General features: G+C 74.3%; 27 protein-coding genes and 1 pseudogene. 18 read left to right on the forward strand and 10 right to left on the reverse strand.

The annotated features are described in order from the left end of the window. The first annotated feature begins 230 nt into the window (after window positions 1–230). The 3 genes from ACLQ2U_RS15770 (at window position 231) to ACLQ2U_RS15780 (ending at window position 2,421) form a co-directional block, all read left to right on the forward strand. Entirely contained in the window at window positions 231–641 is a 411-nt protein-coding gene (locus tag ACLQ2U_RS15770; protein ID WP_425751396.1) for a hypothetical protein, read from the forward strand. A gap of 104 nt (window positions 642–745) precedes the next feature. Then, a complete protein-coding gene (locus ACLQ2U_RS15775) occupies window positions 746–1,717 on the forward strand; it encodes a pirin family protein (RefSeq protein WP_425751397.1) in 972 nt (323 codons plus the stop codon). Between the two features lie 38 nt (window positions 1,718–1,755). After that, window positions 1,756–2,421 carry a hypothetical protein gene (locus ACLQ2U_RS15780; protein WP_425751398.1) on the forward strand — a complete coding sequence of 222 codons (666 nt, stop codon included), beginning with the start codon at window positions 1,756–1,758 and terminating at the stop codon, window positions 2,419–2,421. A gap of 226 nt (window positions 2,422–2,647) precedes the next feature. On the opposite strand, the gene ACLQ2U_RS15785 is transcribed toward ACLQ2U_RS15780, so the two are convergent. After that, entirely contained in the window at window positions 2,648–3,301 is a 654-nt protein-coding gene (locus tag ACLQ2U_RS15785) for a DUF1345 domain-containing protein (RefSeq protein ID WP_425751399.1), read from the reverse strand. Between the two features lie 79 nt (window positions 3,302–3,380). Then, the gene (locus ACLQ2U_RS15790; RefSeq protein ID WP_425751400.1) at window positions 3,381–3,653 is read right to left on the reverse strand and encodes a DUF2795 domain-containing protein; all 273 of its coding nucleotides are present in this window, start codon (window positions 3,651–3,653) and stop codon (window positions 3,381–3,383) included. A gap of 153 nt (window positions 3,654–3,806) precedes the next feature. Here ACLQ2U_RS15790 and ACLQ2U_RS15795 point away from each other — a divergent pair, with 153 nt between their 5' ends. After that, complete coding sequence (locus ACLQ2U_RS15795) at window positions 3,807–4,220, forward strand: DUF2267 domain-containing protein (RefSeq protein WP_425751401.1); 414 nt, start codon at window positions 3,807–3,809, stop codon at window positions 4,218–4,220. 109 nt (window positions 4,221–4,329) lie between these two features. Here the strand turns inward: ACLQ2U_RS15795 and ACLQ2U_RS15800 are convergent, their stop codons facing one another. Next, window positions 4,330–5,493 (reverse strand): CaiB/BaiF CoA transferase family protein, encoded by a 1,164-nt coding sequence (locus ACLQ2U_RS15800; RefSeq protein WP_425751402.1) that lies wholly within the window; start codon window positions 5,491–5,493, stop codon window positions 4,330–4,332. Window positions 5,494–5,790: 297 nt separating this feature from the next. Here ACLQ2U_RS15800 and ACLQ2U_RS15805 point away from each other — a divergent pair, with 297 nt between their 5' ends. From ACLQ2U_RS15805 to ACLQ2U_RS15825, 5 genes are all read left to right on the forward strand, one after another. Further along, on the forward strand, window positions 5,791–6,807 hold the full coding sequence (locus ACLQ2U_RS15805) for a TerC/Alx family metal homeostasis membrane protein (RefSeq protein WP_425751403.1): 1,017 nt from the start codon (window positions 5,791–5,793) through the stop codon (window positions 6,805–6,807). A 123-nt stretch (window positions 6,808–6,930) separates the two neighbouring features. After that, a complete protein-coding gene (locus ACLQ2U_RS15810; protein ID WP_425751404.1) occupies window positions 6,931–7,521 on the forward strand; it encodes a sulfite oxidase-like oxidoreductase in 591 nt (196 codons plus the stop codon). Between the two features lies 1 nt (window position 7,522). Beyond that, complete coding sequence (locus tag ACLQ2U_RS15815) at window positions 7,523–8,284, forward strand: ferredoxin reductase (RefSeq protein WP_425751405.1); 762 nt, start codon at window positions 7,523–7,525, stop codon at window positions 8,282–8,284. A 16-nt stretch (window positions 8,285–8,300) separates the two neighbouring features. After that, window positions 8,301–8,594 (forward strand): DUF6510 family protein, encoded by a 294-nt coding sequence (locus ACLQ2U_RS15820; protein ID WP_425751406.1) that lies wholly within the window; start codon window positions 8,301–8,303, stop codon window positions 8,592–8,594. Window positions 8,595–9,084: 490 nt separating this feature from the next. Next, window positions 9,085–9,606 (forward strand): GNAT family N-acetyltransferase, encoded by a 522-nt coding sequence (locus ACLQ2U_RS15825; protein WP_425751407.1) that lies wholly within the window; start codon window positions 9,085–9,087, stop codon window positions 9,604–9,606. 116 nt (window positions 9,607–9,722) lie between these two features. Here the strand turns inward: ACLQ2U_RS15825 and ACLQ2U_RS15830 are convergent, their stop codons facing one another. Continuing rightward, complete coding sequence (locus tag ACLQ2U_RS15830) at window positions 9,723–11,171, reverse strand: M20/M25/M40 family metallo-hydrolase (protein WP_425751408.1); 1,449 nt, start codon at window positions 11,169–11,171, stop codon at window positions 9,723–9,725. Window positions 11,172–11,335: 164 nt separating this feature from the next. Between ACLQ2U_RS15830 and ACLQ2U_RS15835 the strand changes: the two genes are divergently transcribed. Continuing rightward, window positions 11,336–12,640, forward strand: coding sequence for an NAD(P)/FAD-dependent oxidoreductase (locus ACLQ2U_RS15835; RefSeq protein WP_425751409.1), 1,305 nt, complete (start codon window positions 11,336–11,338; stop codon window positions 12,638–12,640). Between the two features lie 406 nt (window positions 12,641–13,046). Here the strand turns inward: ACLQ2U_RS15835 and ACLQ2U_RS15840 are convergent. Then, a pseudogene (locus tag ACLQ2U_RS15840) lies at window positions 13,047–13,841 on the reverse strand (spermidine synthase). Window positions 13,842–13,933: 92 nt separating this feature from the next. After that, window positions 13,934–14,911 (reverse strand): DUF2267 domain-containing protein, encoded by a 978-nt coding sequence (locus ACLQ2U_RS15845; protein WP_425751410.1) that lies wholly within the window; start codon window positions 14,909–14,911, stop codon window positions 13,934–13,936. A gap of 183 nt (window positions 14,912–15,094) precedes the next feature. Between ACLQ2U_RS15845 and ACLQ2U_RS15850 the strand changes: the two genes are divergently transcribed. The 4 genes from ACLQ2U_RS15850 (at window position 15,095) to ACLQ2U_RS15865 (ending at window position 17,232) form a co-directional block, all read left to right on the forward strand. After that, on the forward strand, window positions 15,095–15,406 hold the full coding sequence (locus tag ACLQ2U_RS15850; RefSeq protein ID WP_425751411.1) for a hypothetical protein: 312 nt from the start codon (window positions 15,095–15,097) through the stop codon (window positions 15,404–15,406). A 263-nt stretch (window positions 15,407–15,669) separates the two neighbouring features. Next, window positions 15,670–16,038, forward strand: coding sequence for an STAS domain-containing protein (locus ACLQ2U_RS15855; protein WP_425751412.1), 369 nt, complete (start codon window positions 15,670–15,672; stop codon window positions 16,036–16,038). Window positions 16,039–16,105: 67 nt separating this feature from the next. Next, a complete protein-coding gene (locus ACLQ2U_RS15860) occupies window positions 16,106–16,552 on the forward strand; it encodes a response regulator (RefSeq protein WP_425751413.1) in 447 nt (148 codons plus the stop codon). Between the two features lie 131 nt (window positions 16,553–16,683). Further along, on the forward strand, window positions 16,684–17,232 hold the full coding sequence (locus ACLQ2U_RS15865) for an ATPase (protein WP_425751414.1): 549 nt from the start codon (window positions 16,684–16,686) through the stop codon (window positions 17,230–17,232). A 10-nt stretch (window positions 17,233–17,242) separates the two neighbouring features. Here the strand turns inward: ACLQ2U_RS15865 and ACLQ2U_RS15870 are convergent, their stop codons facing one another. Beyond that, on the reverse strand, window positions 17,243–18,094 hold the full coding sequence (locus ACLQ2U_RS15870) for a hypothetical protein (RefSeq protein WP_425751415.1): 852 nt from the start codon (window positions 18,092–18,094) through the stop codon (window positions 17,243–17,245). A 356-nt stretch (window positions 18,095–18,450) separates the two neighbouring features. On the opposite strand from ACLQ2U_RS15870, the gene ACLQ2U_RS15875 reads away from it, so the two are divergent. Then, entirely contained in the window at window positions 18,451–19,401 is a 951-nt protein-coding gene (locus tag ACLQ2U_RS15875; RefSeq protein WP_425751416.1) for an endonuclease/exonuclease/phosphatase family protein, read from the forward strand. A 10-nt stretch (window positions 19,402–19,411) separates the two neighbouring features. On the opposite strand, the gene ACLQ2U_RS15880 is transcribed toward ACLQ2U_RS15875, so the two are convergent. Next, window positions 19,412–19,837 carry an OsmC family protein gene (locus ACLQ2U_RS15880; protein WP_425751417.1) on the reverse strand — a complete coding sequence of 142 codons (426 nt, stop codon included), beginning with the start codon at window positions 19,835–19,837 and terminating at the stop codon, window positions 19,412–19,414. Between the two features lie 143 nt (window positions 19,838–19,980). Beyond that, window positions 19,981–20,931: a serine/threonine-protein kinase gene (locus ACLQ2U_RS15885; RefSeq protein WP_425751418.1), complete on the reverse strand. Its 951-nt coding sequence runs from the start codon at window positions 20,929–20,931 to the stop codon at window positions 19,981–19,983. Between the two features lie 179 nt (window positions 20,932–21,110). On the opposite strand from ACLQ2U_RS15885, the gene ACLQ2U_RS15890 reads away from it, so the two are divergent. The 3 genes from ACLQ2U_RS15890 (at window position 21,111) to ACLQ2U_RS15900 (ending at window position 23,753) form a co-directional block, all read left to right on the forward strand. Next, window positions 21,111–21,344 carry a hypothetical protein gene (locus ACLQ2U_RS15890; protein WP_425751419.1) on the forward strand — a complete coding sequence of 78 codons (234 nt, stop codon included), beginning with the start codon at window positions 21,111–21,113 and terminating at the stop codon, window positions 21,342–21,344. A gap of 173 nt (window positions 21,345–21,517) precedes the next feature. Then, a complete protein-coding gene (locus ACLQ2U_RS15895; RefSeq protein WP_425751420.1) occupies window positions 21,518–22,264 on the forward strand; it encodes a response regulator transcription factor in 747 nt (248 codons plus the stop codon). Further along, window positions 22,242–23,753: a HAMP domain-containing sensor histidine kinase gene (locus tag ACLQ2U_RS15900; RefSeq protein ID WP_425751421.1), complete on the forward strand. Its 1,512-nt coding sequence runs from the start codon at window positions 22,242–22,244 to the stop codon at window positions 23,751–23,753. Before ACLQ2U_RS15895 ends, ACLQ2U_RS15900 begins: the two co-directional genes overlap by 23 nt. 52 nt (window positions 23,754–23,805) lie before the next feature. Here ACLQ2U_RS15900 and ACLQ2U_RS15905 read toward each other — a convergent pair whose 3' ends face one another. Next, the gene (locus tag ACLQ2U_RS15905; RefSeq protein WP_425751422.1) at window positions 23,806–24,651 is read right to left on the reverse strand and encodes an arginase family protein; all 846 of its coding nucleotides are present in this window, start codon (window positions 24,649–24,651) and stop codon (window positions 23,806–23,808) included. Between the last annotated feature and the right edge of the window lie 71 nt (window positions 24,652–24,722).

The following is a 24,722-nucleotide window of genomic DNA, read 5'->3' on the forward strand; positions in this document are numbered from 1 at the left end:
CAAGCGCTACACCGCCCGACACATGTTCCGGCTCATGGAAACCGCCGGAAGGACTTGACGAGCCATAGAAGCGTCAACTGGCGCCTGGCACCGCCGGCGCCTCGGGCGGGTAGGGCTGCGGGCGGAGGACCTCGGCGACGAGCTCTACCAGGTCAGCAGCCCGGTGGACTCCGGCGTCGTGCCGCGGCCGGAGGTGCTCGACGACCGGGTGCGGCTGCGCGTCGAGGAGAGTGGCCGGGCCGGGCCGACGCGTCGACGTGGTGCTCAACTCGCGTCTCGTCTGGCGGATCCGCCTGGTCGGCGGGGTCAGTGAGCAGCAGCTCGACCTGACCGACGCCCGGCTGGCCGGGGTGGATCTGGCCGGCGGCGCGGCCAAGGTCGACCTGCGCCTGCCCGAGACGACCGGCACCCTCACGGTGCGGATGACCGGGGGCGTCAACCAGTTCGCGGTGCACGCGCCGGGCAGCCCGCCGGTCCGGCTCCGCGCCGCCGAGGCCGGCGGCATTACCCTGTACGGCGACCGGCGGGACGGCGTCGCCGCCGGGGAGATCGTCAGCTCCCCGAACTGGGACCGGTCCGTCGACCGGGTCTACGTCGACCTCGTCGCCGGCGCCAACACGGTCACGGTGACCGAGGACTGAGGGCCGCCAGCGCAGGTCCGCGGCCGCCGGACCATGCGCCCGGCCGCGGGGGCGGTACCGGCGGCGTGGGGCGGGCCGGTGGCGGCGCGGCATAGAGTCGGGCCGTGGACCGTACCGAATCGTTGCCGGCGGAGACCCGACCACCCGGCGTGGCGCCGGTCGACCCGGGCAGCGTGCTGCTGCCCGGGCACGACGTGCCCCTGGGCCGCTACACCACCGTGCGCCGGCTGCTACCGCAGCGCCAGCGCCGGATGGTGGGGGCGTGGTGCTTCGTCGACCACTTCGGCCCGGATGACGTCGCCGAACGGCCGGGCATGGAGGTGCCGCCGCACCCGCACACCGGCCTGCAGACCGTCACCTGGCTGCTGGACGGCGAGATCGTGCACCGGGACAGCCTCGGCAACGTCCAGCCGATCCGTCCCGGCCAGCTCAACGTGATGACCTCCGGGCACGGCATCGCGCACTCCGAGCGGTCGCCCGGCACGCATCCGCCGCTGATGCACGGCGTGCAGCTCTGGGTGGCCCTGCCGGACCCGGCGCGGGCCGGAGCGGCCGACTTCGCCCACCACGCCGAGCTGCCCGGGTGGCGCCACGGCGAGTGGGACGTCACCCTGCTCGTGGGGGAGCTGGGCGGCGAGCGTTCCCCGGCCGTGGTGCACACCCCGCTGCTCGGCGCGCAGCTGGAGGCCCGCGGGCCCGCGCCAGCGACGCTTCGGCTGCGGCCCGACTTCGAGTACGGCCTGCTGGCCATGTCCGGCGCGGCGCAGGTGGACGGTCTGGGGCTCGCCCCGGGCGCGCTGCTCTACCTGGGCGCCGGTCGGGACCGGGTGGCGCTGGCAGCCGAGGCCGGCACCCGGTTGATGCTGCTCGGCGGGGAACCGTTCGACGAGCCGCTGGTGATGTGGTGGAACTTCGTCGGCCGCTCGCACGAGGAGGTGGCCGCCGCCCGGGAGGACTGGATGGCCGGCCGGCGCTTCGGCGTGGTGGCCGACGACTCCGCCCCGCCGCTGCCCGCCCCGGAGATGCCGACCACCCGGCTGAAGGCCCGCGACCGGCGCGGCGGCGTACGGGGCTGACCAGGCGTGGCCGCCGGCGGGGCGGGTAGTCGCGGGGCATGACCCGCAGTGTGATTTCTCGTACCGAGGACAGGAAACGCCTGGTCCGGCGGCTCGCCGGTGGTGGGCGGGGTTTCGCCGAGCAGTACGGGTTCCGGGTGACCAACAACCCGGCCAGCCTGTTCCAGCTGCTCTGCCTGGCGGTCCTGCTCGCCCGCCGCGGCGACTTCCGGCGCGCCGTGGACGCCGCCCACGCCCTACCCGACCACGGTTGGGACAGCGCCGCCCGGCTCGCCCGGTCGCTGCACGCCGACCGGGTACGGGCGTTGCGGGAGGCCGGCCAGCGCGGCAACGTCGACGAGTTGGCCGACGTCCTGGGCGATCTCGCCCGTACGGTGGTCGAGCGGTACCGGGGCGACCTGCGCCGGTTGCGGGCGACGGCCGGCCACGACGCGGGCCGGGAACGGGCGTTGCTCACCACGCTGCCCGGAGTGGACGACCAGGTGGCCGACCTGTTTCTACGCGAGACCCAGGCGTTGTGGCGGGAGGTGGCGCCCGTCGCCGACCGGCGGGCGTTGGCCGCCGCGCGTCGCCTGGGGCTCGGCCGGTCCGCCACCGACCTGGCCGAGCTGGCCGGCGGCGGCGAGTCGGAGCGGTTGGCGTGGCTGGTCGGGGCGCTCGCCCGGGTCGACCTGGAGCAGCGGTACGCCGAGGTGACGGCCTGACCGTGGCGGGGTGCCCTGGCCCACAGTCTCGCGAAAATCAGCCGTACGGGTGATGTTCTGTCGTATGATGATCGTGGCAGTGATGCCCGCCCGGTTCGGGCGAACATCCACCTACCGGCGGTTCGCCGGTGACAGGTGCGCGTGGCGCCCCAGGTCGCGGTTCGTGGCCCGGGGCGCCCGCCTGTTTCCCGGCCGCTGTCGCATCCCGCTGGCCCAGGGGAGCCGATCACCGGGCCAGGCCGGCCAGCAGGTTCACCGTCGCGGCGATGATGATCGCCCCGAACAGGTACGACAGCAACGCGTGCCGCAGCACCGTCCGGCGCATCTCGTTACTGGTCAGGTCGGTGTCGGAGACCTGGAACGTGGCCCCGACGGTGAACGCGACGTACGCGAAGTCGACGTAACACGGCTTGCCCGGCTGGTGGAAGTTGACCCCGCCGTCGCCGCCGGTGTAGTAGATCCGGGCGTACCGGGCGGTGAAGACGGTGTGCACCACGCACCAGGACACCAGGACGCTGAGCACGCCGAGCCCGCCGTACAGGTCCCGCAGCAGGCCCGGCGCCGTGCCGTGGGCGTTGATCAGCACCACCACGACCGCCAGCAGGCTGGCCAGGCAGGCGGCCAGCAGCAGGAAGTCGCGCATGGCCCGGTTCGGGTCCTCGTACACGGCCAGCCGCGCGGTCCGCTGGGCGTCCATCGGCCAGAGCGTGCGCCAGACCAGCGCCAGCCAGCTCGCCGCGGCGGCGTCCCAGCCGACCAGCGGGGCCAGCCCGGGCGAGACCAGCATGGTCGAGAGCCCGCCGACCACGACCCCGACCACGGCCATCACGGTGAGCTGGACGGCGGCCGGGGTATGCCCGTCCGGCGCCCGGCGGATCACCGGGCGCTCCGCGACCCGCTGCGCGCCAGCGCCGCGTACCGCGCCGTCCCGCCGAGCGGCCGCACCGCGTGCCGGCGGGTCAGATGCCGCGCAGGTGCTGCGAGACCCGCTGGTGCTGCTTTTCCCGGGCCTGCGCGCTCCGCTGCGACGGGCTCACCTCGGGTGCGGCGTCGATGCCGGCGGAACGGGCCACCTCGTTGCCGTTCGCGTAGTCCACCGGCGGCAGCGCGCGCAACGCCTGGAGCACCTCCGGCGGGGCGCCCTCCCGTTCGGCCTCCCGCACCACGTCGTCCTTCTCCGCCGGGTAGTCCAGGCTGGACAGGTACTGCAGGACGTCGGTGTAACTCGCCATGGCGTGGGCTCCCTCGCCGCCTCGATCCGGTCACGACCGGGCGCGGTTACCCGTCCGTCCGGTCGTCACGCGCCGCCGGGGCGAAAAATCGGCGCGGTTTCCGGCGCCACCCGCCGGGTACCCGACCGGTCCGACGCCGGAGGGAGCACCGTGATGAACTACGACACCTTCGTCGACCAGGTCGCCCAGCGGACCCGGACCAGCTCGGAACGGACGGTGGAGCTGACCCGGGCGACCCTGGAGACCCTCGCCGAGCGACTGACCGGGGGTGACGTGCTCGACCTGGCCGCGCAGCTGCCGGCCCCGTTGCAGCTGGTGCTCAAGCCCAGCCCGAGCACCGAGGCCGCTGACCGGTTCGGTGCCGCGGAGTTCGTCGCGCGGGTCGCCCGGCGGGCCGGCGTCGACGAGCCGGCGGCCCGGGACGCGGTACGGGCGGTCTTCGTGACGTTGCGCGAGGCGGTCAGCGGCGGCGAGTTCGACGACATGGTGATCCAGCTGCCGCGGGACTACCGGGACATGGTGGAGCCGGCGCTGAGCCCCGGCGCGACCGTCCTGCGCCACGCCTGACCCACCGGCGCCGCCCCGCGGGCGGGCCGGCCCGCCCGCCGGCCAAGGGGTCCCGCCGGCACTGCCTACTGGTGCGCCGACCGATCGGGCCGCGCCCCGGTCCCGGGCCTCAGACCACCGTGCCGGCGGCGCGCAGCGCGGCGATCCGGTCGGCGTCGAAGCCCGCCTCGGCCAGCAGCTCGTCGGTGTGCTCGCCGGGCTGCGGCGGGGGCCGTCGTACCGAGGTGGGGGTGGCGGAGAACCGGGGCGCGGGCGCCGGCTGGGTCACCCCGTCGTGCGTGACGAAGGTGCCCCGGGCGGCCAGGTGCGGGTGTTCCGGCGCCTCCCGCCAGTCCAGCACCGGCGCGACGCAGGCGTCCGAGCTGGCCAGCAGGTCGGCCCACTCGTCCCGGGTACGGGTGCGGAACAGCCGTGCCCACGCCGCGCGCAGCGCCGGCCAGTTCGCCGGGTCCGTCCGGTCGAGCGCCTCGTCGCCGGGGAGCGGGAAGCCGGTGAGTCGGACCAGCTCCTCGTAGAAGCGCGGCTCCAGGGCGCCCACCGCGAGGTGGCGCCCGTCGGCACACTCGTACGTGTCGTAGAACGGCGCGCCGCCGTCGAGCAGGTTGACCCCGCGCGGGTCCTGCCACATGCCGAACCGGCGCAGCGCGTGGATCTGGGTGCTGAGCACCGACACGCCGTCCACGATGGCCGCGTCGACCACCTGGCCGGGGGCGCCGGCGCGGACGGCGTACAGGGCGGAGACGATGCCCAGCGCGAGCATCATCCCGCCGCCGCCGAAGTCGCCGAGCAGGTTCATCGGCGGCACCGGGCGCTCGCCGGGCCGGCCGATGCCGTGCAACGCCCCGGTCAGCGCCAGGTAGTCGATGTCGTGGCCGGCGGACGCGGCGAGCGGGCCGTCCTGGCCCCAGCCGGTCATCCGCCCGTAGACCAGGCGGGGGTTGACCGCCAGGCAGTCGTCCGGGCCGAGGCCGAGACGTTCGGTCACCCCGGGCCGGTAGCCCTCGACCAGCGCGTCCGCGTCGCGGACCAGGGCCAGCACCACCTCGCGCCCGACGTCGGACTTCAGGTCGACCGCCATCGAGCGACGGTTGCGGTTGAGCAGGTCGCCCGGCGGGCTGCCGAAGGCGGCCGGGGTGGTGCGGTCCACCCGGACCACGTCGGCGCCGAGGTCGGCGAGCATCATCGCGGTGAACGGCCCGGGCCCGATGCCGGCCAGCTCGACCACGCGGACGCCGGTGAGCGGGCCGGTCGGGGTGGGAGCGTCGTCGGTCATCGGGCCACGATAGGCGCAGCGCGGCCGGCACGTCGCCCCGGGCGGCGGCGGGGGACCGCCACACCCTTCCGAGGATCATGGCCACGCAGCGGTTGACCAGGGCAACTTGATGACCAGCGGCGGGCGTGGCCGACTTGGCGGCGGAGTGAGCCTGACCTAACCTTGACCGCACGAGGGGAGTACTTCCCACGAACCATGCCGGTCAGTACGGCGTGCCCAGGGCACGCCTCGGGTGGTTGCCCACGAAACCGTGGGTGAAGGAGACCTCGAACATGGCACCGTGTTCGAGGAGGCTCCATGACCGATGTGTCGTATCTGGCCGCCGATCTCCAGTCGGTCGGCACGCCCACGCTCTGGGCGGTCACCATCGCGGGCGTGCTCGCCCTGCTGGTACTGGACTTCCTGGTCACCCGCCGCCCGCACGAGGTGTCGATCAAGGAGGCGCTGGGCTGGTCGGCGTTCTACATCGCGCTGCCGCTGGCCTTCGGCGCCTGGATCTGGTCCCGCTTCGGCTCCCAGCAGAGCGTGGAGTACCTGACCGGTTACCTGGTCGAGAAGTCGCTCTCGGTCGACAACCTCTTCGTCTTCATGCTGCTGCTGGCGGCCTTCGCGGTGCCCGCCGTGCTCGCCCAGCGGGTACTGCTCTACGGCATCGCCGGCGCGCTGGTGCTTCGGGCCGTCTTCATCGCCCTCGGCGCCGCCGCCCTGCAGACCCTGGACTTCGCCTTCCTGCTCTTCGCCGTCATCCTGATCGCCACCGCGGTCAAGCTGCTGCGCGACGCCCTCTCCGGGCACGCGCAGGAGGTCGACATCAACAAGATGCGGTCGGTGAAGCTGCTGCGCAGGTTCATGCCGGTCGTCGACGACTACCACGGCACCCGGATGACCATCCGGCAGCACGGCCGCCGCGCGCTCACCCCGTTCGCCCTGGTCGTGGTCGCGGTGCTCGCCACCGACATCGTCTTCGCCGTCGACTCGGTGCCCGCCGTCTACGGCATCACCGAGGACCCGTACCTGGTCTTCGCCACCAACGCCTTCGCCCTGCTCGGCCTGCGCGCGCTCTACTTCGTGCTGCACGCCGCGCTGAGCCGGCTGGTGCACCTCAGCTACGGACTGGCGGTCATCCTCGCCTTCATCGGCGTGAAGCTGGGCCTGCACTGGGCGCACGGCATCTGGTCGGGCGTACCGGAGATCCCGACCCTGGCCTCGCTCGGCGTGATCGTCGGCGTCCTTGTGGTCGTCACCATCACCAGCCTGCGCGCCACCCGGGACACCGCGCCCGGCGAGCACGAGGCGGTCTCCGAACGGCACTGACACCGGCCGCGCCGGCGGCGGCCCGATCCGGCCGCCGCCGGGCCGCGCCGGGAACCGATTCCGGGGTACGCCCGAACGCTCCCGCCCCCGTCCGCCAGGTGGTACGACTGACGGGTGGGAATCGTGTCACCGGGCTTTCAGGGCCGACGCCGCACGACCGGACCGGACCTGCCGCCGGGGCAGTACCTGACCGAGGACTTCCCGGTCCTCTCCGCCGGCCCGACACCGAAGGTGCCGCTGGACACCTGGGAGTTCGTCATCTCCACCGAGACCGGCGCCGAGTTCCGCTGGTCCTGGGACGAGCTGATGGGCCTGCCGCAGGAGATGCCGACCGTCGACATCCACTGCGTTACCCGCTGGTCCAAGTTCGGCACCAGCTGGCAGGGCGTCTCGCTGGACCTCCTGCTGGACGGGATCGACACCGGGGCGCGCTACGCGCTCGCGCACTCGTACGGCGGCTACACCACCAACCTGCCGCTGGACGACCTGCGCGGCGGGCGGGCCTGGATGGCGCACACCTACGACGGCGGCCCGCTCCCCGCCGAGCACGGCGGGCCGGCCCGGCTGCTGGTGCCGCACCTCTACCTCTGGAAGTCGGCGAAGTGGGTGCGCGGGATCCGGCTGCTGGTTGACGACCAGCCCGGTTTCTGGGAGACCGCCGGCTACCACGACTACGGCGACCCGTGGCGCGAGCAGCGCTACCAGGGCGACTGAGGTGGCCACGCCCGTGGCTGCGGGCCGGGTGAACGCGCCGCTGGCGTGGCGGGTGGCCCGGTTGGTGGAACGCCGGGTCGAGACGCCGACCGCGCAGACGTTGATCTTCGACGTGCCGGGCTGGCCGGGGCACCTGCCCGGGCAACACGTCGACGTCCGGCTCACCGCCGAGGACGGCTACCAGGCGGCCCGGTCGTACTCGGTGGCCGGGACCGCCGAGGGGGAGCGGATCGCGCTGACCGTGCAGAAGGTGCCCGACGGTGAGGTGTCGCCGTACCTGATCGACGTCTACGCCGAGGGTGACCCGGTGGAGGTGCGCGGCCCGGTCGGCGGCTGGTTCATCTGGCGGCCGGAGGAGACCGCGCCGGTACTGCTGGTCGCCGGCGGGTCCGGGGTGGTGCCGCTGATGGCCATGGTCCGGGCCCGACGCGCCGCCGGCAGCCGGACGCCGTTCCGGCTGATCTACTCGGTGCGCACCCCCGCCGACGTCCTCTACGCCGACGAGCTGCGCCGCCGGGCCCGCGACGACCTGGGCCTGGACGTGACGTACGTGTACACCCGCGAGGCGCCCGAGGGGTGGCGGGGCGAGCCGCACCGGATCGGAGTGGCCGACGTCAACACCCACGGCTGGCCGCCGGACCTGGAGCCGCTCTGCTACGTCTGCGGCCCGACCGGCTTTGTGGAGACGGTGGCGGATCTGCTGGTGGGCCTGGGCCACCAGACCCGGCGGGTGCGCACCGAACGCTTCGGCCCCACCGGTTGAACCGCGAGGAGACCCCATGACCGAGATGTCCTACCTGGACGGCAACATGCTCGACGGCCCGCTGCGCGAGCTGTTCGCCGTGGACCTGAGCGCCGCGACCGGGCGCTGCCAGTCGTGCGGGATGGTCGGCCCGATGGCCGCCCTGCACGTCTTCTCGCACGCGCCCGGCCTGGTGGCCCGCTGCCCCGCCTGCGCCGAGGTGATGCTGCGGCTGGTCCGCGCGCCCGACCGGGCCTGGCTGGACCTGCGCGGCACCACCTTTCTCCAGGTGCCGATGCCGGCGCAGCAGCCGTTCCCGCGCCCGCTCTGACGCTCCTTCGACTCCCTCGCCGAGTTCCAGGACGTCACCCTGGGCTGGAACCGGGGCCCGGTCACCGCGCCGGCGGCGACCGGGCCCCGCTCGCTCAGGCGGCCGCGGCGGCCAGCCGCCGCCGGTGCGAGGACGTCCGGGCACGCGGAGGCGCCCGCACGGGAAGTGCGGAAACACGAGGAACTCCCTCGGAAGCGATGTGGGTGGCGTGGTCACGCCATGACAAGGGACCTGCGCATACGGCGGGTCACTTCATCGCTTCGCGACGGACGACGGGGCCCGGCCCTTCGGGCGGGCCGGAACGGCCCGACGGCTCAGGAGAGCGGGATCGCCCGCGAAGCGGAGGCCAGCATCGTGCCGAGAGGAGCAGTGCCCATGATCAGCCTCCGATCGTCGGTGGATCCGGTCCACCGTACGGGGCGATGTGTCCGTTCGCGATCGCGGTTTCCGGTTGGACAACCCCCTCGGCGGGCGACCAGAGTGGTCCGCCGTGAGATACCTGCGCAGCGCCGGCCCGGTCGGCATCCGACGGCCGCGCCCCGCCGACGAGTCCGAGTTCACCGCTGCCGCCCGGCGCAGCCGCGACCTGCACCACCCCTGGCTGGCCGCCGCAGACGACGCGGAGAAATACGCCGCCTACCTGAGCCGGATCCGCCGCCGCGACAACCAGGGCTTCCTGATCTGTGACCGGCCCACCGGAGAGGTCGCCGGGTACGTGACCATCAGCGGGATCGTCATGGGCGCGCTGCGCGGCGGCTATCTCGGGTACGCCGCGTTCCTGCCGTACGCCGGGACCGGGCACGCCTCGGCCGGGATCGGCCTGGTGGTGGAGCACGCCTTCGGCACGCTCGGCCTGCACCGGCTGGAGGCGAACATCCAGCCGGGCAACGAGCCGTCGAAGCGGGTGGCCCGCAGGCTCGGCTTCCGCAGGGAGGGCTACTCGCCCGACTACCTCTTCATCGACGGGGCCTGGCGCGACCACGAGCGCTGGGCGATCACCAACCAGGCCTGAGCCCGCCGGCCATGATCGTCTACGGGTCACCGATCCGACACGCCGGTCCTGGTGCCGGAGAAGCGTAGACGATCATGGCAAACACCTCGCCCGCGAGATGGCGCGGCGACGACCGGTCAGCTGCCGGGGCGGGGGAACGCCACCGGGCTGCGGTGTCCGGCATGGTCGACCGCCCGGACGCCGAAGAAGACGTTGTCCTTGGACAGGTCGATCGTCGCCTCGGTGACGTCGCCGACCGCGATGATCTTCTGCCACTCGGCCGCGGTGGTCTCCCGCCACACGACCTCGTAGCCGGCCAGGTCCGGCTCGGTCCCGCGCTGCCAGCGCAGCGCGGTGTCGTTGGTGAGGTTGGTGGTGACGACGATCGCGCCCTTCGGGGTGCCGGGCCCCTGCGCGAGGGACCAGAGCGTCGCGCCGTTGACCCGGGCCACCCGGGTGATGTAGTCGAAGTCGCAGAACTCCGGCAGGTCGCCGTATTGCGCGCCGTCCACCACCCGGACGTCCTGGTGCTGGTGGGCGAAATCCTCGTTCGGTTCGGTGAACCGGCCGGCCGGCCAGCCCTCGCGCAGGAACGGGATGTGGTCGCTGCCGCGCAGGTAGCGGTCCCGCCGGTAGATCACCCGGACCCGCATCCCGGTGGCGCCGTTCTCGGCGACGTCGCCGACGAACCGGGCCAGCTGCCGCGACGGCGAGTCGTTCTCGCCGCCCACCGACTGCCGGGTGGTGGCCTCGGCCGGGGTCTCCGCGGTCGGCACGCCCTCGGCGAAGAGCCGGACGCTGCGCGGGTCACGGGTGCCGTCGTCGGCGGTGCTGGAGCCGATGATGTCGTTGCTGAACATGCCCTGGATGTCGACGCCGGCCGCCTTGTACTGCTTCGCCAGGTAGGTCGAGCCGTACAGGCCCTGCTCCTCGCCGGCCACCGCGGCGAAGACGATGGTCGCCTCGCTGCGTCGGGTCGCCATCACCCGGGCCAACTCCATCAGCACCGCTACCCCGGAGGCGTCGTCGTCCGCGCCGGGGGCGTCGCTGACCGCGTCCAGCACGTCGGTGGCCCGGGAGTCGTAGTGACCGGTCACCACGTACACCCGGTTCGGGCTGGCGTCGCCGCGCAGGGTGGCGACGACGTTGGTGATCTTCGTGGCGACCGGGATCCGGGAGGCGGGTTCCTGGATGTACGACTGGAGCTCGACGGTCATCCGGCCGCCGGAGGCGGCGGCGTACCCGGACAGCTGCGCGAAGATCCAGTCCCGGGCGGCGCCGATGCCGCGCTCGGGGTCGTCCTGGCTGGACAGGGTGTGCCGGGTGCCGAAGGCGGCGAGCCGGCGGACGGTGGCCTCGATCCGGTCCCGGTCGATCTCCTGCAGCAGGGCCCGCAGCTCGCGGTCCGGGGCCTGCGGGTGGATCGGGTGGCCCGGTCCGGCCGGGGGCGCGGCGTCGTGCGCGGCGGCGGGCCTGGCGGTCAGCGGTACGGCGACCGTGGCGGCGGTCGCGACTGCGGAGGCGGACAGGAAGGTGCGGCGGGTGGACCTCGTGGGCCGACCGCCGGTGGTCTCGTGTGATCCCATGAGGGCATCCTGACCACATCCAATGCTGTCTGTCCATATCTATCGGGATGGATCGGCGAGTTTCACCCGGAACGGGTGATGCCGCGGGGTGCCCGCTTTCCTACGGTGAGAGACATGGCCTTCGACCACGTTTGTCCGGCGGGTCGGCGGGAACCGCAGCGGGCATGACGAAACCTCGTGTGGTGATCGTGGGGGCCGGGTTCGCCGGTTACCACGCGGCGAAGACGTTGTGCCGGTTGGCCGGCAAGCGGGCCGAGATCGTGGTGCTGAACTCGACCGACTACTTCCTCTACCTGCCGCTGCTGCCCGAGGTGGCCGCCGGCGTGGTGGAGCCGAGGCGCATCTCGGTGCCGCTGAGCGGCACCCTCGACGGGGTGCGGGTGGTGGTCGGCGAGGCCGACACGGTTGACCTGCAGAACCGCTGGGTGGGCTTCACCCAGCCCGAGGGGGACAAAGGTCGGCTCGCGTACGACCGGCTCGTCCTCGCGGTCGGCAGCGTCAACAAGCTGCTGCCGATCCCCGGGGTGACCGAGTACGCGCACGGCTTCCGCGGCCTGCCCGAGGCGCTCTACCTGCACGACCACGTGATCCGTCAGCTCGAGCTGGCCGAGCAGGCCGAGGACCCGGCCGAGCAGCGGGCCCGGACCACCTTCGTGGTGGTCGGCGCGGGGTACACCGGCACCGAGGTCGCCGCGCACGGGCAGCTCTTCACCGACGCGCTGGTCGCCCAGCGGCCCCGGCTGAACATCCGGCCCCGCTGGATGCTGCTGGACGTGGCGCCCCGCGTCCTGCCCGAGCTGGACAAGCGGATGTCCGACACCGCCGACCGGGTGCTGCGCCGGCGCGGCGTCGACGTCCGGATGGGCACCTCGGTCGTCGAGGCCACCGCCGACGGGGTGAAGCTCACCGACGGCGAGTACATCCCGACCTGCACGCTGGTCTGGTGCGTCGGGGTCCGCCCCGACCCGTTCGTGGCCGAGCTGGGCCTGCGGACCGAGAAGGGCCGCCTGGTGGTCGACGAGTACCTCAACGTCCCCGGCTTCCCCGAGGTGTATGCCTGCGGCGACGCCGCCGCCGTGCCGGACCTGATCCGCACCGGGCAGATCTGCACGATGACCGCCCAGCACGCGCAGCGGCAGGGCAAACTCGCCGCGCAGAACATCGCCGCCTCGTACGGGCACGGCAAGCGGCGGCCGTACAAGCACCACGAACTGGGCTGGGTGGTCGACCTGGGCGGGAAGGACGCGGCGGCGAACCCGCTGAAGGTGTCGCTGTCCGGGTTGCCGGCCAAGGCGGTCACCCGCGGCTACCACCTGCTGGCGATGCCCGGCAACCGGGCCCGGGTGGGCGCCGACTGGGTGCTCGACGCGGCGCTGCCCCGCTCGGCCGCGCAGCTCGGCCTGGTGCCGGCCCACGCCGTACCGCTGGAGAGCTCGTCGCCCGAGGTGCCCGCCCGGGTGCCGCACTGACCACCGTCCGACCGTCCGGCTGGGCTCGCCACCGTCGGCGGCCCGGCCGGCGTCGGTTCCCGGCCCTGCCCGGGGTCAGCCGGTCGGGTCGGCGTCCGGGTCGGTGGGGTCGGGCAGCGAACCGGGTCCCGGTGGGGGCGAACTCCCCCAGCAGGACCCGCCCGATGCCGGCGGCCGGGATGGCCCAGCAGGGCGCCGAGCAGCCCGGCCAGCTCGGCCGCGAGCAGCACGCTGACCAGTACGGTCAGCGGGTTCAGCCGGACCGACCGAGCCATGATCACCGGTTGCGCGGTGGCCCGGTTCTCGGCGGCACTCATCCGCGCGGCTACCCAGCCGTGACGGACGGAAACGCCGGCGGGACCGGCACCGGGTGTTCCACCGTGCCCCGAGGCCCCTCATCCCGCGGTCAGCCGGCGGCGAGACCGGCGTCCGTCGCGGGTCGGGCCCCGCCGACGAACTCGTCCAGCGCCGGGCCGTGCAGCATCCCGCCCGGCACCACGTCGGCGGCGGCCCGGGCGGCGAGCCGGCGTACCGGCAGCCGGCCGGGCCGGTGCGCCGCGGCGAGCACCAGGTTGCCGTACCGGCGCCCGCGCAGCATCCGGCGGTCGGCCACCAGGCAGACGTCGGCGAAGACCGCGCGCAGCGTGGCCACCTGCACCCGGGTGAAGACCAGCGGCGGCAGGTCGGTGACGTTGACCAGGTACATGCCGTCCGAACGCAGCGTCCGGCCCACCTCGGCCACGAATTCCCGGGCAACCACGTGCGCCGGCATCCGGGCCGCCCGGTAGATGTCCGCCAGGATCAGGTCGTACGCCCCGGACGGGGCGGCGGTCACCGCCGCGCGGGCGTCGGCCACCTCCACCTGGACCTCCGGCGGCAGCGGCGGCAGCTCCCGGGCCACCAGGTCCACCACCGCGGCGTCCCGCTCGATGACCCGTTGCGCCGACCCGGGGCGGGTCGCGGCCAGCTAGCGGGGCAGGGTCAGCGCGCCGCCGCCCAGGTGCAGGACCTGGTAGGCGCGGCCCGGCGGCCCGGCGAGATCGACCAGGGCCGCCATCCGGCGGACGTACTCGAAATGCAGGTGGCGGGGGTCGGCCACGTCCACGTACGACTGGGCCACGCCCGCCGCGAGCAGCGTGCGGCCGGTCCGGCGGGCCGGGTCGACGACCAGGTCCAACCGGTCGTCGGCGGCGCTGTCCATGCCGGCACGCTAGCCGACCCGCAGCGGGCACGCGGGCGGGTACGGGCGCCGGGCCGGCGGGCGGAGCCCCGCCCACCGGCCCGGACCGGTGCTCAGCCGGCGTTCATCCCGGCGCCGACCTCCTCGATCGCGTCGTCGACCCGGTGCGCCAGTTCCACGTCGAGGGCGGTCACCGCGTCGGCCCGCTGGGTCCGGACCATCAGGACCGCGTTGTCCGGGTCGGGCCGGCCGATCTGCGGCCCCCGTCCGGTCTCCTCGCGGAGCTGGTCGAGCCGGTCGAGCACCCGGTCGAGGTTGCCCGGCGGCAGCTCGATGGTCCGCACCAGCGACCGCCGGTCGCTCGACCAGTGCCGCAGGTCGCCGAGGGCGTCCCGCAGCTCCTGCTCGGTCAGCGGGGCGGCGGCGGTGCGCGTGCCCACCAGGCCGCCACCTGGCGCCGGTGGTTCGAGCAGGTCGCGCAGCCCGTCCGGCACGTTCAGCGACCCGATCAGGTCGCCGTCGTGAGCGGCCAGCGCGGCGATGGTCGCCTCGGCCTGGTAGCGGGCCTGCTCCGGGGTGAGGCGGCTGCGCCGGCCCACCTCGGCCAGGAAGCCGGGCAGGTCCCGGTGCCGTTCGATGCCGGCGACCGGCACCACGTCGTGCAACTTCACCGGCACCGCCTCGAGCAGTCGTTCGCGCTCCGCCTCGTCCAGCGCCCAGGCCAGCGTCAGCACGGTCGCCTCGGCGGCCACCTTGGCAGTGAAGAAGTCGACCCCAGCCCGGCGGCCCACGTCGTCCACCAGCTGCTGGTAACCCATCGGCCGCACCTCCGGCGCGCCCTGCCCCGGATCGGGCATCGGCCGGGGAGCGGTCGCCACGGCGGTCGGCGGCGGGGCCGGTCCGCCCCGGGTGGTGTCCGGCTTGTGCCGGCCGGCGGGCGGGGGACCGGACCGTCGGCCCCGGTCCAGGCTGGTGAGCTGCTTGGTGGCGCTCAGCGTGCTGCCGGCCTCGCTCGGCCGCCGGCCCTGCTCCCGGGCCTGTCTGGCGAGGGCCCGGCGGCGCTGGTTGTCGCCCTCCATCTGCTTACGCATGGTCGACCTCGCTCCCTGTCGGTTCCGCTTCCTCGCCCGCCGCCTTCCCGCCGCCCGGCGGGAGGTAACGGGCCGGACCCGGTTGTCGGCTTCACACCCGGGGGGTGAGGGGCGCTCACCCGTCCGGGCCGCACGATCGGATCGGACCGGAGTTCTTCCGATGCACGCGGAAGGAAGGTCGTCATGAAGAGGATCGTCGAGATCGTCCCCGCCCGCGCCGGTTGGTACGCCCGCTGGCAGGTCACCTCCGAGGCCACCCGGTGCTACCCGGTGAGCCTCTGGGCCCTGCTGGAGGAGTCCGACGGTTCGGGTCGCGAGGTCGTCGGCGTGGACTGCGCCGGACAGTGGCCCGGATCGGACGACAACGAGGCGGGTGGGGAGTTCGTCCGGTACCTGTTCCAGACGCCCGATTCCGGCCCCCCGGAGGACGCCGAACCGTCCTCCCCGGCGGACCTGCGGTCGGCCGGTCCGCGACTGCAACCGGTCACCGCCTAGACCTTCCTCCCGGCCCCCGGCCCCTGGTCCCAGGGCCGGGGGCCACCCCGGCCCGGTGGCCGCGGTGGCGTCGGTCCGGTGGCGGTGAGCCTGGTCGGGTCAGCCGGTCGCCTCGCGGACGTCGTCGCCGTCGCCGGAGCGGTTTCTGGCGCTGGCCGAGGCCGCCGTCCCCCCGCCGGGCGGCGCCGGCCGCCGGTGATCGCGGCGGTGCCGCCGCCGGACCGGCCCCGTATACTTGCTTCACTGCAAGGAGCGGCCCTGCGGTGGGAGCGAGAGGGACGCCGTTGACCTTCACCGTCACGCTCACCCCGCGGGATGGTGGCGGGGTCCGCCTGCGGCTCGTCGGTGAGCTGGACATGAGCACCGCCGGAGAGCTCAACGCCGAGATCGACCGGCTCGCCGCGGCGGGGGAGCGGCAGTTGCTGCTGGACCTCACCGACCTGAGCTTCTGCGACTCCACCGGCATCGCCGCCTTCGTCCGGGGTGACAACCTTGTCGCCGCCGACGGGGGATGGCTCCGGCTCACCGGCGCGACCGGCCGGGTCGACCGGGTGCTCCAGGTCACCGGCCTGGCGGACGTGCTGATATACCAGCCGGACACGAGCGATCCGTCGTCGCAATCCGTCGGTTGATCGACTAGATTTTCCCGCCAGTGGGTACCAGGCGGTTCCCACCGTTGACACGAGAACAGGTAATCCCATGGGCCCAGGCACCTCGAACCCCGTCCGCATCCTGGTGGTGGACGACGACCCGGGTGACGTCCTGATGATCGAGGAGGCCCTCGAGGACTCGGAGATCGACAAGGTCATCGACGTGGTCAGCGACGGCCAGGAGGCGATGGAGTTCCTCCGCCGCCAGGGCCGGCACACCGAGGCCCGGCGCCCCGACATGATCCTGCTCGACCTGAACATGCCCCGGATGGACGGCCGGCAGGTACTCGGCGAGGTCAAGCAGGACGAGGACCTGCGGGCCATCCCGATCGTCGTGCTCACCACCTCCAACGCGGACACCGACATCGTCGGCAGCTACACGTTGCAGGCCAACGCCTACGTCACCAAGCCGATCGACCTGGACGACTTCAACGACGTGGTACGCCGGATCGACGAGTTCTTCGGGCGCGTGGTGGTGCTGCCCAAGCGCTCCTGAGCGCGCCCGGACGCCGGGTCCGGCGACTCCGCTCAGTTGCTGAACATTTTTCCTGAACCCCTTCGGCGCAGGCCGGCAGCCGCGAGGATCGAGCTGGGGAAAGACGTACCAGCTGCCTGGGGGGCGACAGTATGAGGTTCTCCGTCGTTGAGACCGGCTACGACCAGCGGCAGGTCGATTCCTGCCTCGACGAGCTCGGGGTCCGGTTGACCCGGCTCGCCGCGCGGGCGCAGGTGGCCGCCGGCGCCGGTCGGGAGTGGGACCAGATCCGGCAGGAGGCCACCCTGCTCTGCGGCCTGGTCGATCAGGCCCTCGCCGGGGCCGGCGACGTGGTGGCGGCCCGACGCGAGGCCTCCGCGATCGAACGCGAGGCGGCCGAGATCCTGGCCCGGGCCCGTAGCGAACTCGACTCGGCGCGCGAGGAGGCCCGGCAGGTGCGCGAGCGGGTGTACGCCGAGGCGGTGCAGGCCCGCCGTGAGTTCGAGGCCGCGTTGCACGAGCGCCGGCGAAGGGAGGCCCGGGTGGACCAGATTCTGGCCGGGGTGGCGGCGGAGACCGTACCGGCCGACACGCCCACCGCTGCGGCGGCGACGCCCGGCGGGGTCCCGGCGACCCGGGCGGGGGCGGGCGCCGACGAGGTGACCGTGGAACGGCCCGAGCCCGGCACCCGGGTGGCCTGAGCGGCGGGGCTCAGGTCAGCGCCTCGACCACCGTCGTGGCCCGCTCCTCGTGCTGGGCGTACGCGTCGGGGAACGCGGAGACCTGCACGGCCTGGGCGGCGGCGGTGATGCTGAGCTCCTGCCAGCCGGGGATCTCGGCCAGCGCGCGGTAGAAGGCGCCAGCCGCGTACGCCGGCCGCATCAGCTGGGCCACTGTGCCCCAGCCACTGCTCGGCCGCTGCTGGAATAGGCCGACCGAGTCGTGGTCGGCGCCGCTGCCCTGGTGCGGGTGGTCGTAGGACTCCGGCAGCACGTCGCTGGCCAGGTTGTACAGGTTGCTCTCCTGCATCGCGGTGGCGACGGCCACCACCAGCCCGCGCTCGGGCATCCGCAGGGCCACCCCGACCTCGACGATCACCTTGGCGTTGTCCATCTGCGCCTGGGTGAGTCCGGCGACCGGGCGCGGCCGCTTCGGCTTCGCCGGCCTTCGGGGCGGCGGCTTGCGGGTCGCCGACGGGCTGGGGCTGGCGCTGGCGGTGGGGCTCGGGGTGACCGGGACGGCGATCGGGGAGGCGGCCCGGTCCAGCGAGCGGGAGGCGCGCTGCTCCTGCGCGGCGCGGTCGGCGAGCAGTTCCTGGACCGGCTCCCGACGGCGGTCGGTCTCCTGCACGCCGGCGAACGCGACGAGCCCGAGGCAGCAGGTGACACCGCCGGCCAGGGCGACCCGGGCGGGGGTCGAGGCCAGCAGCGCACGGCCGCCGCGTCGGGGCGGTTCGGGGGCGCGGTGCCGACCGATCCTCCTTTCGCCCGATGCTGCATCGGCCGTACGGGCGGCCGGTCGGGCTTCGGTCAACTGCTGGTCAGAGGAGTCGTCGGGATGCACTCGCCGAGGCTAGAGAGCTTCCCGTCGCTTGCCACCGGGGTTATTGGTGGCATGCGCCACAATTTGCCATGATCCGACCGGTCATTACCCTCGGTGCACCACGAACCGCACCGAACTCGCTATTCCTTCTTATCCTTTATTTTCGCTTTTGGTGGGAGCTATGGGACGTCGGTCCACGATGGACCGGGCCGTCTGGCGCATCCCCCGTTCGACCGATGACACGATGGTCGTACCGGGGAGGTGGTCCCCGTCCGGGCGGCGGGTGACCCGGCCGGGGCTGCTGGCCGGAGGGCGCGGGCGGTAATTGCCGGGGTTGGCGACCCGGGCCGCCGGATCGGCTGGGTACCATGCGGACGGTGACCGACAGCAGGATCGACGAGCCCGTCCGCGGGGGCGCGGGCCGGTCCGGTGACCGGCGCGGGCTGGTCGTCGTCCTGCTCGCCGTGCTGCTCGCCGCGGTGCTGGCCGGTCACCGGGCGATCCCCAACGCGCACGGCCTCGGCAGCCTGCTCGACAGCGTGACCCCCCTGCTCGGCCTGGGTGTGCCGGTGCTGGCCCTCGCCGCGCTGCTGCGCCGCTCCCGGCGCGCGCTCGTCGCGGTCCTGGTGCCCGCCACGGTGTGGATCCTGACCTACGGCGGCGCCTGGCTGGCCCCGGCTGCCGGCGGCGGACTGGCCGGCGTCCGGGTGGCCAGCCAGAACCTGCGCGCCGGCAACCCCGATCCCACCGCCACCGTGGCCCCGCTCGCCGAATCGGGGGCCGACCTCATCGCGCTGCAGGAGGTGGATGACGGCGACCGGCTCGCCCCCGGCCTGCGCCAGCGCTACCCGCACCGGGCGGCGGTCTCCACCGTCGCCCTCTGGAGCCGGTACCCGATCCGGGACTCCGCCGGCGTGGACACCGGCCTCGGCTGGACCCGCGCGCTCCGCGCGGTCGTCGCCACCCCGCAGGGTGACCTGGTGGTGTACGTCGTGCACCTCGGCTCGGCCCGCGCCGGGCAGACCGCCACCCGGGACGAGACGGTACGGAGCCTCGCCCGGACGGTCGGCGCCGACCGCGCCGACCGGCTGGTGGTGCTCGGCGACCTCAACACCGCCAGCACCGACCGGGTCTTCGTCCCGCTGACCCGGCTGCTGCGCGACGCCCAGGCCGACGCCGGCCGGGGCTTCGGCTTCACCTGGCCCTCGAGGTTGCCGGTGACCCGCCCCGACCACGTGCTCTACCGGGGGATCACCCCGACCGCGGCCGGTGTGCTCCGGACGCCGGCCAGCGACCACCGCGCGGTGACCGCCGGCTTCCGGTGGTGACCCACCCGGGTCAGTGTCGGCCGCCGTCGGCCGGGGTGACGGTCAGCCGGTGCCGGCTGCTGTCGCCGCTGGAGAACGGCCAGAGCCGGTCGGCGTGCGCTACCAGGTCGGCCAGCTGGTCGCGGCTCAACCCCACGGACGAGATGGAGGCGTGCACGTCGGCCCGGTAGCGACCGTCGTCGTCGCGGCCCAGCTTGGCCTCGGCGGTCACCTGCACGGTGTGCGCCTCGTCGGTGATCTCTCCGGCCGCCTCCACCGCCGCGTGGTGCAGGCAGGACGCGAAGGCGGCGGCGAGCAGCTGTTCGGGCGTCAGCCCGGTGCAGTGTGGCGCGAGCGGCGACGCCAGCGCGGTGGACAGGCCGCCATCGTCGGTGCGTACGTGGCCACCCGCCGCGGTCGCCGTGGCCTCGTGCAGCCAGGAACTCGGATCCGGCATCGCGTTCCTCCCTCACTCACCGGCGCGGGTTCCCGGCCTCGATCGGGTGAAACGCCGCCCGACCTGCCGCCGCCGTCCGGGCCGGGCCTGCTGGTCCGGTGGGCTGCCGGGGCGGGCCCCCGCTCCGGCGGCGGGGGCGGGCGTCAGGCCCGACCGGTGCGGGACCTGTCGTCGAGGGCGACCGCCTCGGTGGCCTCGGTCGCCGCGCGCCCCGTCCAGGGGGAGACCGGCGCGGAGCGCGGCCGGGGTGTCGACGCCAGCATCGGCACGTACACCCGCGCGTCCACCGCCTCGGCGAGCAGCAGCGCGGCCATCAGGCTGGTCGGCCGGGCGGTGGGGTCGTCGTCGAGGCAGCGCCGGCACAGCTCGGCCACCTCGGTGGGCAGGCCCTCGACCGGCGGCAGTGGTTCGGCGGCGATCCGCCGGCGGGCGCCGACCAGCTGGGTGGCGGTCGTCCCGGCCGCGTACGGCAGCCGCCCGGTGAGGCTGTAATAGAGCAGCACGCCGAGGGCGTACATGTCGGCGGCGGGGGTGGCCGGCTGCCGGTCGAACTGTTCCGGCGCCAGGTACGCCGGGGTGCCCACCACCATGCCGTCCGGGCTGTCGTCCGGGGCGCCGGCCGAGGTGGCGATGCCGAAGTCGAGCACCTTCACGCCGGACGGCGTCAGCATCACGTTGGCCGGCTTCACGTCGCGGTGCACGATGTCGTGCGCGTGCGCGGCGGCCAGCGCCGCGGCCACCTCGGCGCAGACCCGCACCGCGATCCGCCAGTCCAGCGGCCCGGCCCGCAGGTGCGCGGCGAGCGTCTCCCCCTCGGCCAGCTCCATCACGATGTACGGAGCCTCGCGCCCTGGCAGCGTGGACGAGGTGCCGAAGTCGTGCACGCTGGCGACGTTGGGGTGCACCAGCCGGGCCGCCGAGCGCGCCTCGGCCCGGATCCGCTCCACCGACGTCTCCTCGCTCTGGTGCCCGGGGGACATCAGCTTCACCGCGACCGGCCGATCCAGCACGACGTCGTGCGCGCGCCACACTTCGGACATTCCGCCCATACCGATGCGCTGTTCGAGCTGGTAACGCCCGGCCAGCGTCCTCATCGACCCGCTCCTGTCCGTATCGTCCGTCGGCGGTCCCCCGCCGGTGCTGCGGACGCGGTACCCGGGGGCGGAGCTGGGCAAACCGGGACCGGTCGGCGCGGAGCGGGCTCGCCGCCGCCCATCTGTGCGGTAGCTTGCCAGCCAGGGCGTCCGAGCGTCCCGGGGGAGGGTGGTCGCGGATGAGCGAGGTGACCGTGCGCTTCGTCGGTGGGCCGGCCCACGATCTGGTCCGGCAGGTGCCCGCCGGGCCGGACGGCGACCCGCCCGCCCGCTGGGTGATGCGCCATCCCGACGGCGGCCCACCGCCGGGCGGGGGCGGCCCGGACCATCTCTACGCGCGGGACCGGCGCGACGGCAACGGTGTGTGGACCATGAGCTTCGTCCGCACCTATCCCGAGGGCGCGAGCGAGTAGCGGGGTCGACCGGCCGCGCCGGTGGTCTCCACGGCAGTCGGGTCGACGTCGCCCCCGCTGGCCTCGTCCGGGACCGGTCGGCCGGGTACCGCCGGACCGGACCGACCGGCGCGCACAGCTGACGCACAGGATGCGCATAGGTGAGCGCCAGCCACGGGGCCCACGATGGGGGCATGGTGATGAACGGGCAGGCCGCGCAGACCAGGATCGAGCTCCGCCGCCCCGACGGCGAACCCGTGCGGGTGCTGGTGGTCGACGACGAGCCGACCCTGACCGACCTGCTGTCGATGGCGTTGCGGTACGAGGGCTGGCAGGTGCGCAGCGCGGGGAACGGGATGGCCGCGCTGAGCGCCGCCCGACAGTTCCAGCCGGACGCGGTGGTGCTCGACGTGATGCTGCCCGACCTGGACGGCTTCCAGGTGCTGCGCCGGCTGCGCGAGCAGGCCCCGACCGTGCCGGTGCTCTTCCTGACCGCCCGGGACGCGGTCGAGGAGCGCATCGCCGGGCTCACCGTCGGCGGCGACGACTACGTCACCAAGCCGTTCAGCCTGGAGGAGGTCATCGCCCGGCTGCGCGCCCTGCTGCGCCGCTCCGGCTTCGCCATGGCCACCCGGGGGGACGCCGTGCTCACCGTCGGCGACCTCAGCCTGGACGAGGACAGCCACGAGGTGCGCCGCGGCGACAGCCTGATCACCCTCACCGCCACCGAGTTCGAGCTGCTGCGTTACCTGATGCGCAACCCGCGCCGGGTGCTGAGCAAGGCGCAGATCCTCGATCGGGTCTGGAACTACGACTTCGGTGGGCAGGCCAACGTGGTCGAGCTCTACATCTCGTACCTGCGGAAGAAGATCGACGCCGGCCGGCCCCCGATGATCCACACACTGCGCGGGGCGGGGTATGTCCTCAAGCCCGCGGAGTGACCGGGCCGGGGGGTTGCGTCGCTGGTTGGCCGGCTGGTCGCTGAGCCGCCGGCTGGTGCTTGCCGTCGTGGCGCTGCTCGCCCTGGTCAGCATCGGCATCGGCGGCCTGACCACGGTGGCGCTGCGCCACTTCCTGGTCGGCCAGGTGGACAACCAGCTCACCATGGGCGGCGACCGTCGGCCGGGCGAGTCGCCGCCCTGGGGCCCCCAGCTCGGCGGGCCGCGGCGGCCGTGCTCGAGCAACGATTCGCCGGCCCCGGAGCCGCCGCGCGGTTTCCCACCGGGCTCGATCGCGGCGTGCGCCGCCGGCGGCGAGACGGCGGCGACGACCCGGGCCCAGGCCGGCGGGCTGGAGGACGTCCCGGCCGCCGACGTCGCCCCGCTGATGGCGCTCCCCACCGACGGCCGGCCGCACACGGTCGACCTCGGTGACCGGGGCGACTACCGGGCGGTGGCCCGGCAGTCGCCTGACGGGGCCACTCTGGTCACCGCCTTTCCGCTGGCCGGCGTGCAGGAGACGGTCTGGTGGATGGTCGCCGCCCAGGCGGGGGTGGCCGCCGCCGGCCTGCTCGTCGCGAGCAGCCTGGGCGCGCTGATCGTGCGGGCCACGCTGCGTCCGCTGAACCGGGTCGCCGCCACCGCCAGCCGGGTCACCGAGCTGCCGCTGGACCGCGGCGAGGTGGCCCTGTCGGTGCGGGTACCGGAGAGCGACACCGATCCGCGTACCGAGGTGGGGCAGGTGGGCGCCGCGCTCAACCGGATGCTCGGGCACGTCGCCGCCGCGCTCGCCGCCCGGCAGGCCAGCGAGACCCGGGTACGCCAGTTCGTCGCCGACGCCAGCCACGAGCTGCGTACGCCGCTGGCCGCGATCCGGGGCTACGCCGAGGTGGCCCGGCGGGGCCGGGACCGGGTGCCGCCGGACGTGGCGCACGCGCTGCGCCGGGTCGAGTCGGCCAGCACCCGGATGACCAGCCTCGTCGACGACCTGCTGCTGCTCGCCCGGCTGGACTCCGGCCGGCCGCTCGCGACCGGGCCGGTCGACCTCACCGCGCTGATCGTCGACGCGGTCAGCGACGCGCACGTGGCCGGCCCGGAACACCGCTGGCAGCTGGACCTGCCCGACGAGGCCCTCGACGTGCCCGGTGACGCCGTGCGGCTGCACCAGGTGGTGGCGAACCTGCTGGCCAACGCCCGGGTGCACACCCCGCCCGGCACCACGGTGACCACCCGGCTGGCCCGGGTGGACGGAGCCGTCGAGGTCAGCGTGGCCGACGACGGCCCGGGCATCCCACCCGAGCTGCAGGGCGAGGTCTTCGAACGGTTCGCCCGGGGGGACAGCTCCCGGTCGCGCGAGCACGGCAGCACCGGCCTCGGCCTGGCCATCGTGGCCGCGGTCGTGGAGGCGCACCACGGCACCGTCCGGGTGGAGAGCCGACCCGGTCGTACCGTCTTCACGGTGCGGCTGCCGGATTCCACAGCTGACGCATAGCCGCTTCACCGGACCGGCCGGCTGGCTGCGTGCCGGCTGGGCAGGGCGGTGGTCAGCGACTGAGGGCGGTCGAGAGGACCTCGACGACGCGTCGTGCGTGCCGCCCGTCGGGGTCCTCGTCGGCGTTGAGGTCGGCGACGCTCATCCCGAGCAGCCGCTCGGACCGGGCCAGCGGGGTGACCAGCGCGAGCAGGTCGTCCCAGTCGAGACCACCGGGCTCCGGGTAGGACACCGCCGGCAGCGCCGTCGGGTCGAGCACGTCCAGGTCCAGGTGCAACCAGCTCGACTCGGTGCCGTCGGCCGCCAGCTCGCGGCCCACCCGCGCCGCGCCCCGCTGGCGGACGGTGGGCGCGGGGAACTGGGGGATCCGCGGATCGACCCGGGCGGCCTCCCGGCGGCCCTCGTCGTCCCGGGGCGGCCGGTGGCCGACCAGCCGGACCCGCTCCGGCGCCACCAGCGGTCGGTCGAACAGGTCGGGGCCGTGGCCGGTGAGGATGGACAGGTCCATGTCCGCCCCCTCACCCGTGGGCGAGGTCCGGCCGTCGCAAAAGTCGGGGTGGCCGTCGAGGAACCACAGCCCGGTGCCGGCGGGCAGGGCGAGGAAGACGCCGACCAGGAGGGTGCAGTCCCCGCCGACGACCAGGGGACGGTGGCCGTCCGCCCGGACCGCGGCCACCCCCGCGGCGATCGCCCGGCAGGCCCGCCGGACCTGCTCGGCGCCGATGAGCCCGGTGGCCGGGTCGCGCTCCGGGTCGTCGATCCGGGCGTCGAGCGCCCCGCCGTCCGCCGCCTCGAGCCGCTCCCGCAGGCCCGCCGCCCGTAACGCGCGCGGCGCGCGTTCCTCACCCCGGCCCCGGCCGGAGGAGTCCAGCGCCGCGTCCAGCACCGTCCATCGCACAGTCGCAGGCTAGTGCGGTGTCCACTGACGTTCACCGGGTTTCCGGTTGGGTGTGGTGGATCCTCGCCGTG

It is taken from the genome of Micromonospora sp. DT47, from assembly GCF_049844475.1.
GTDB lineage: Bacteria > Actinomycetota > Actinomycetes > Mycobacteriales > Micromonosporaceae > Micromonospora.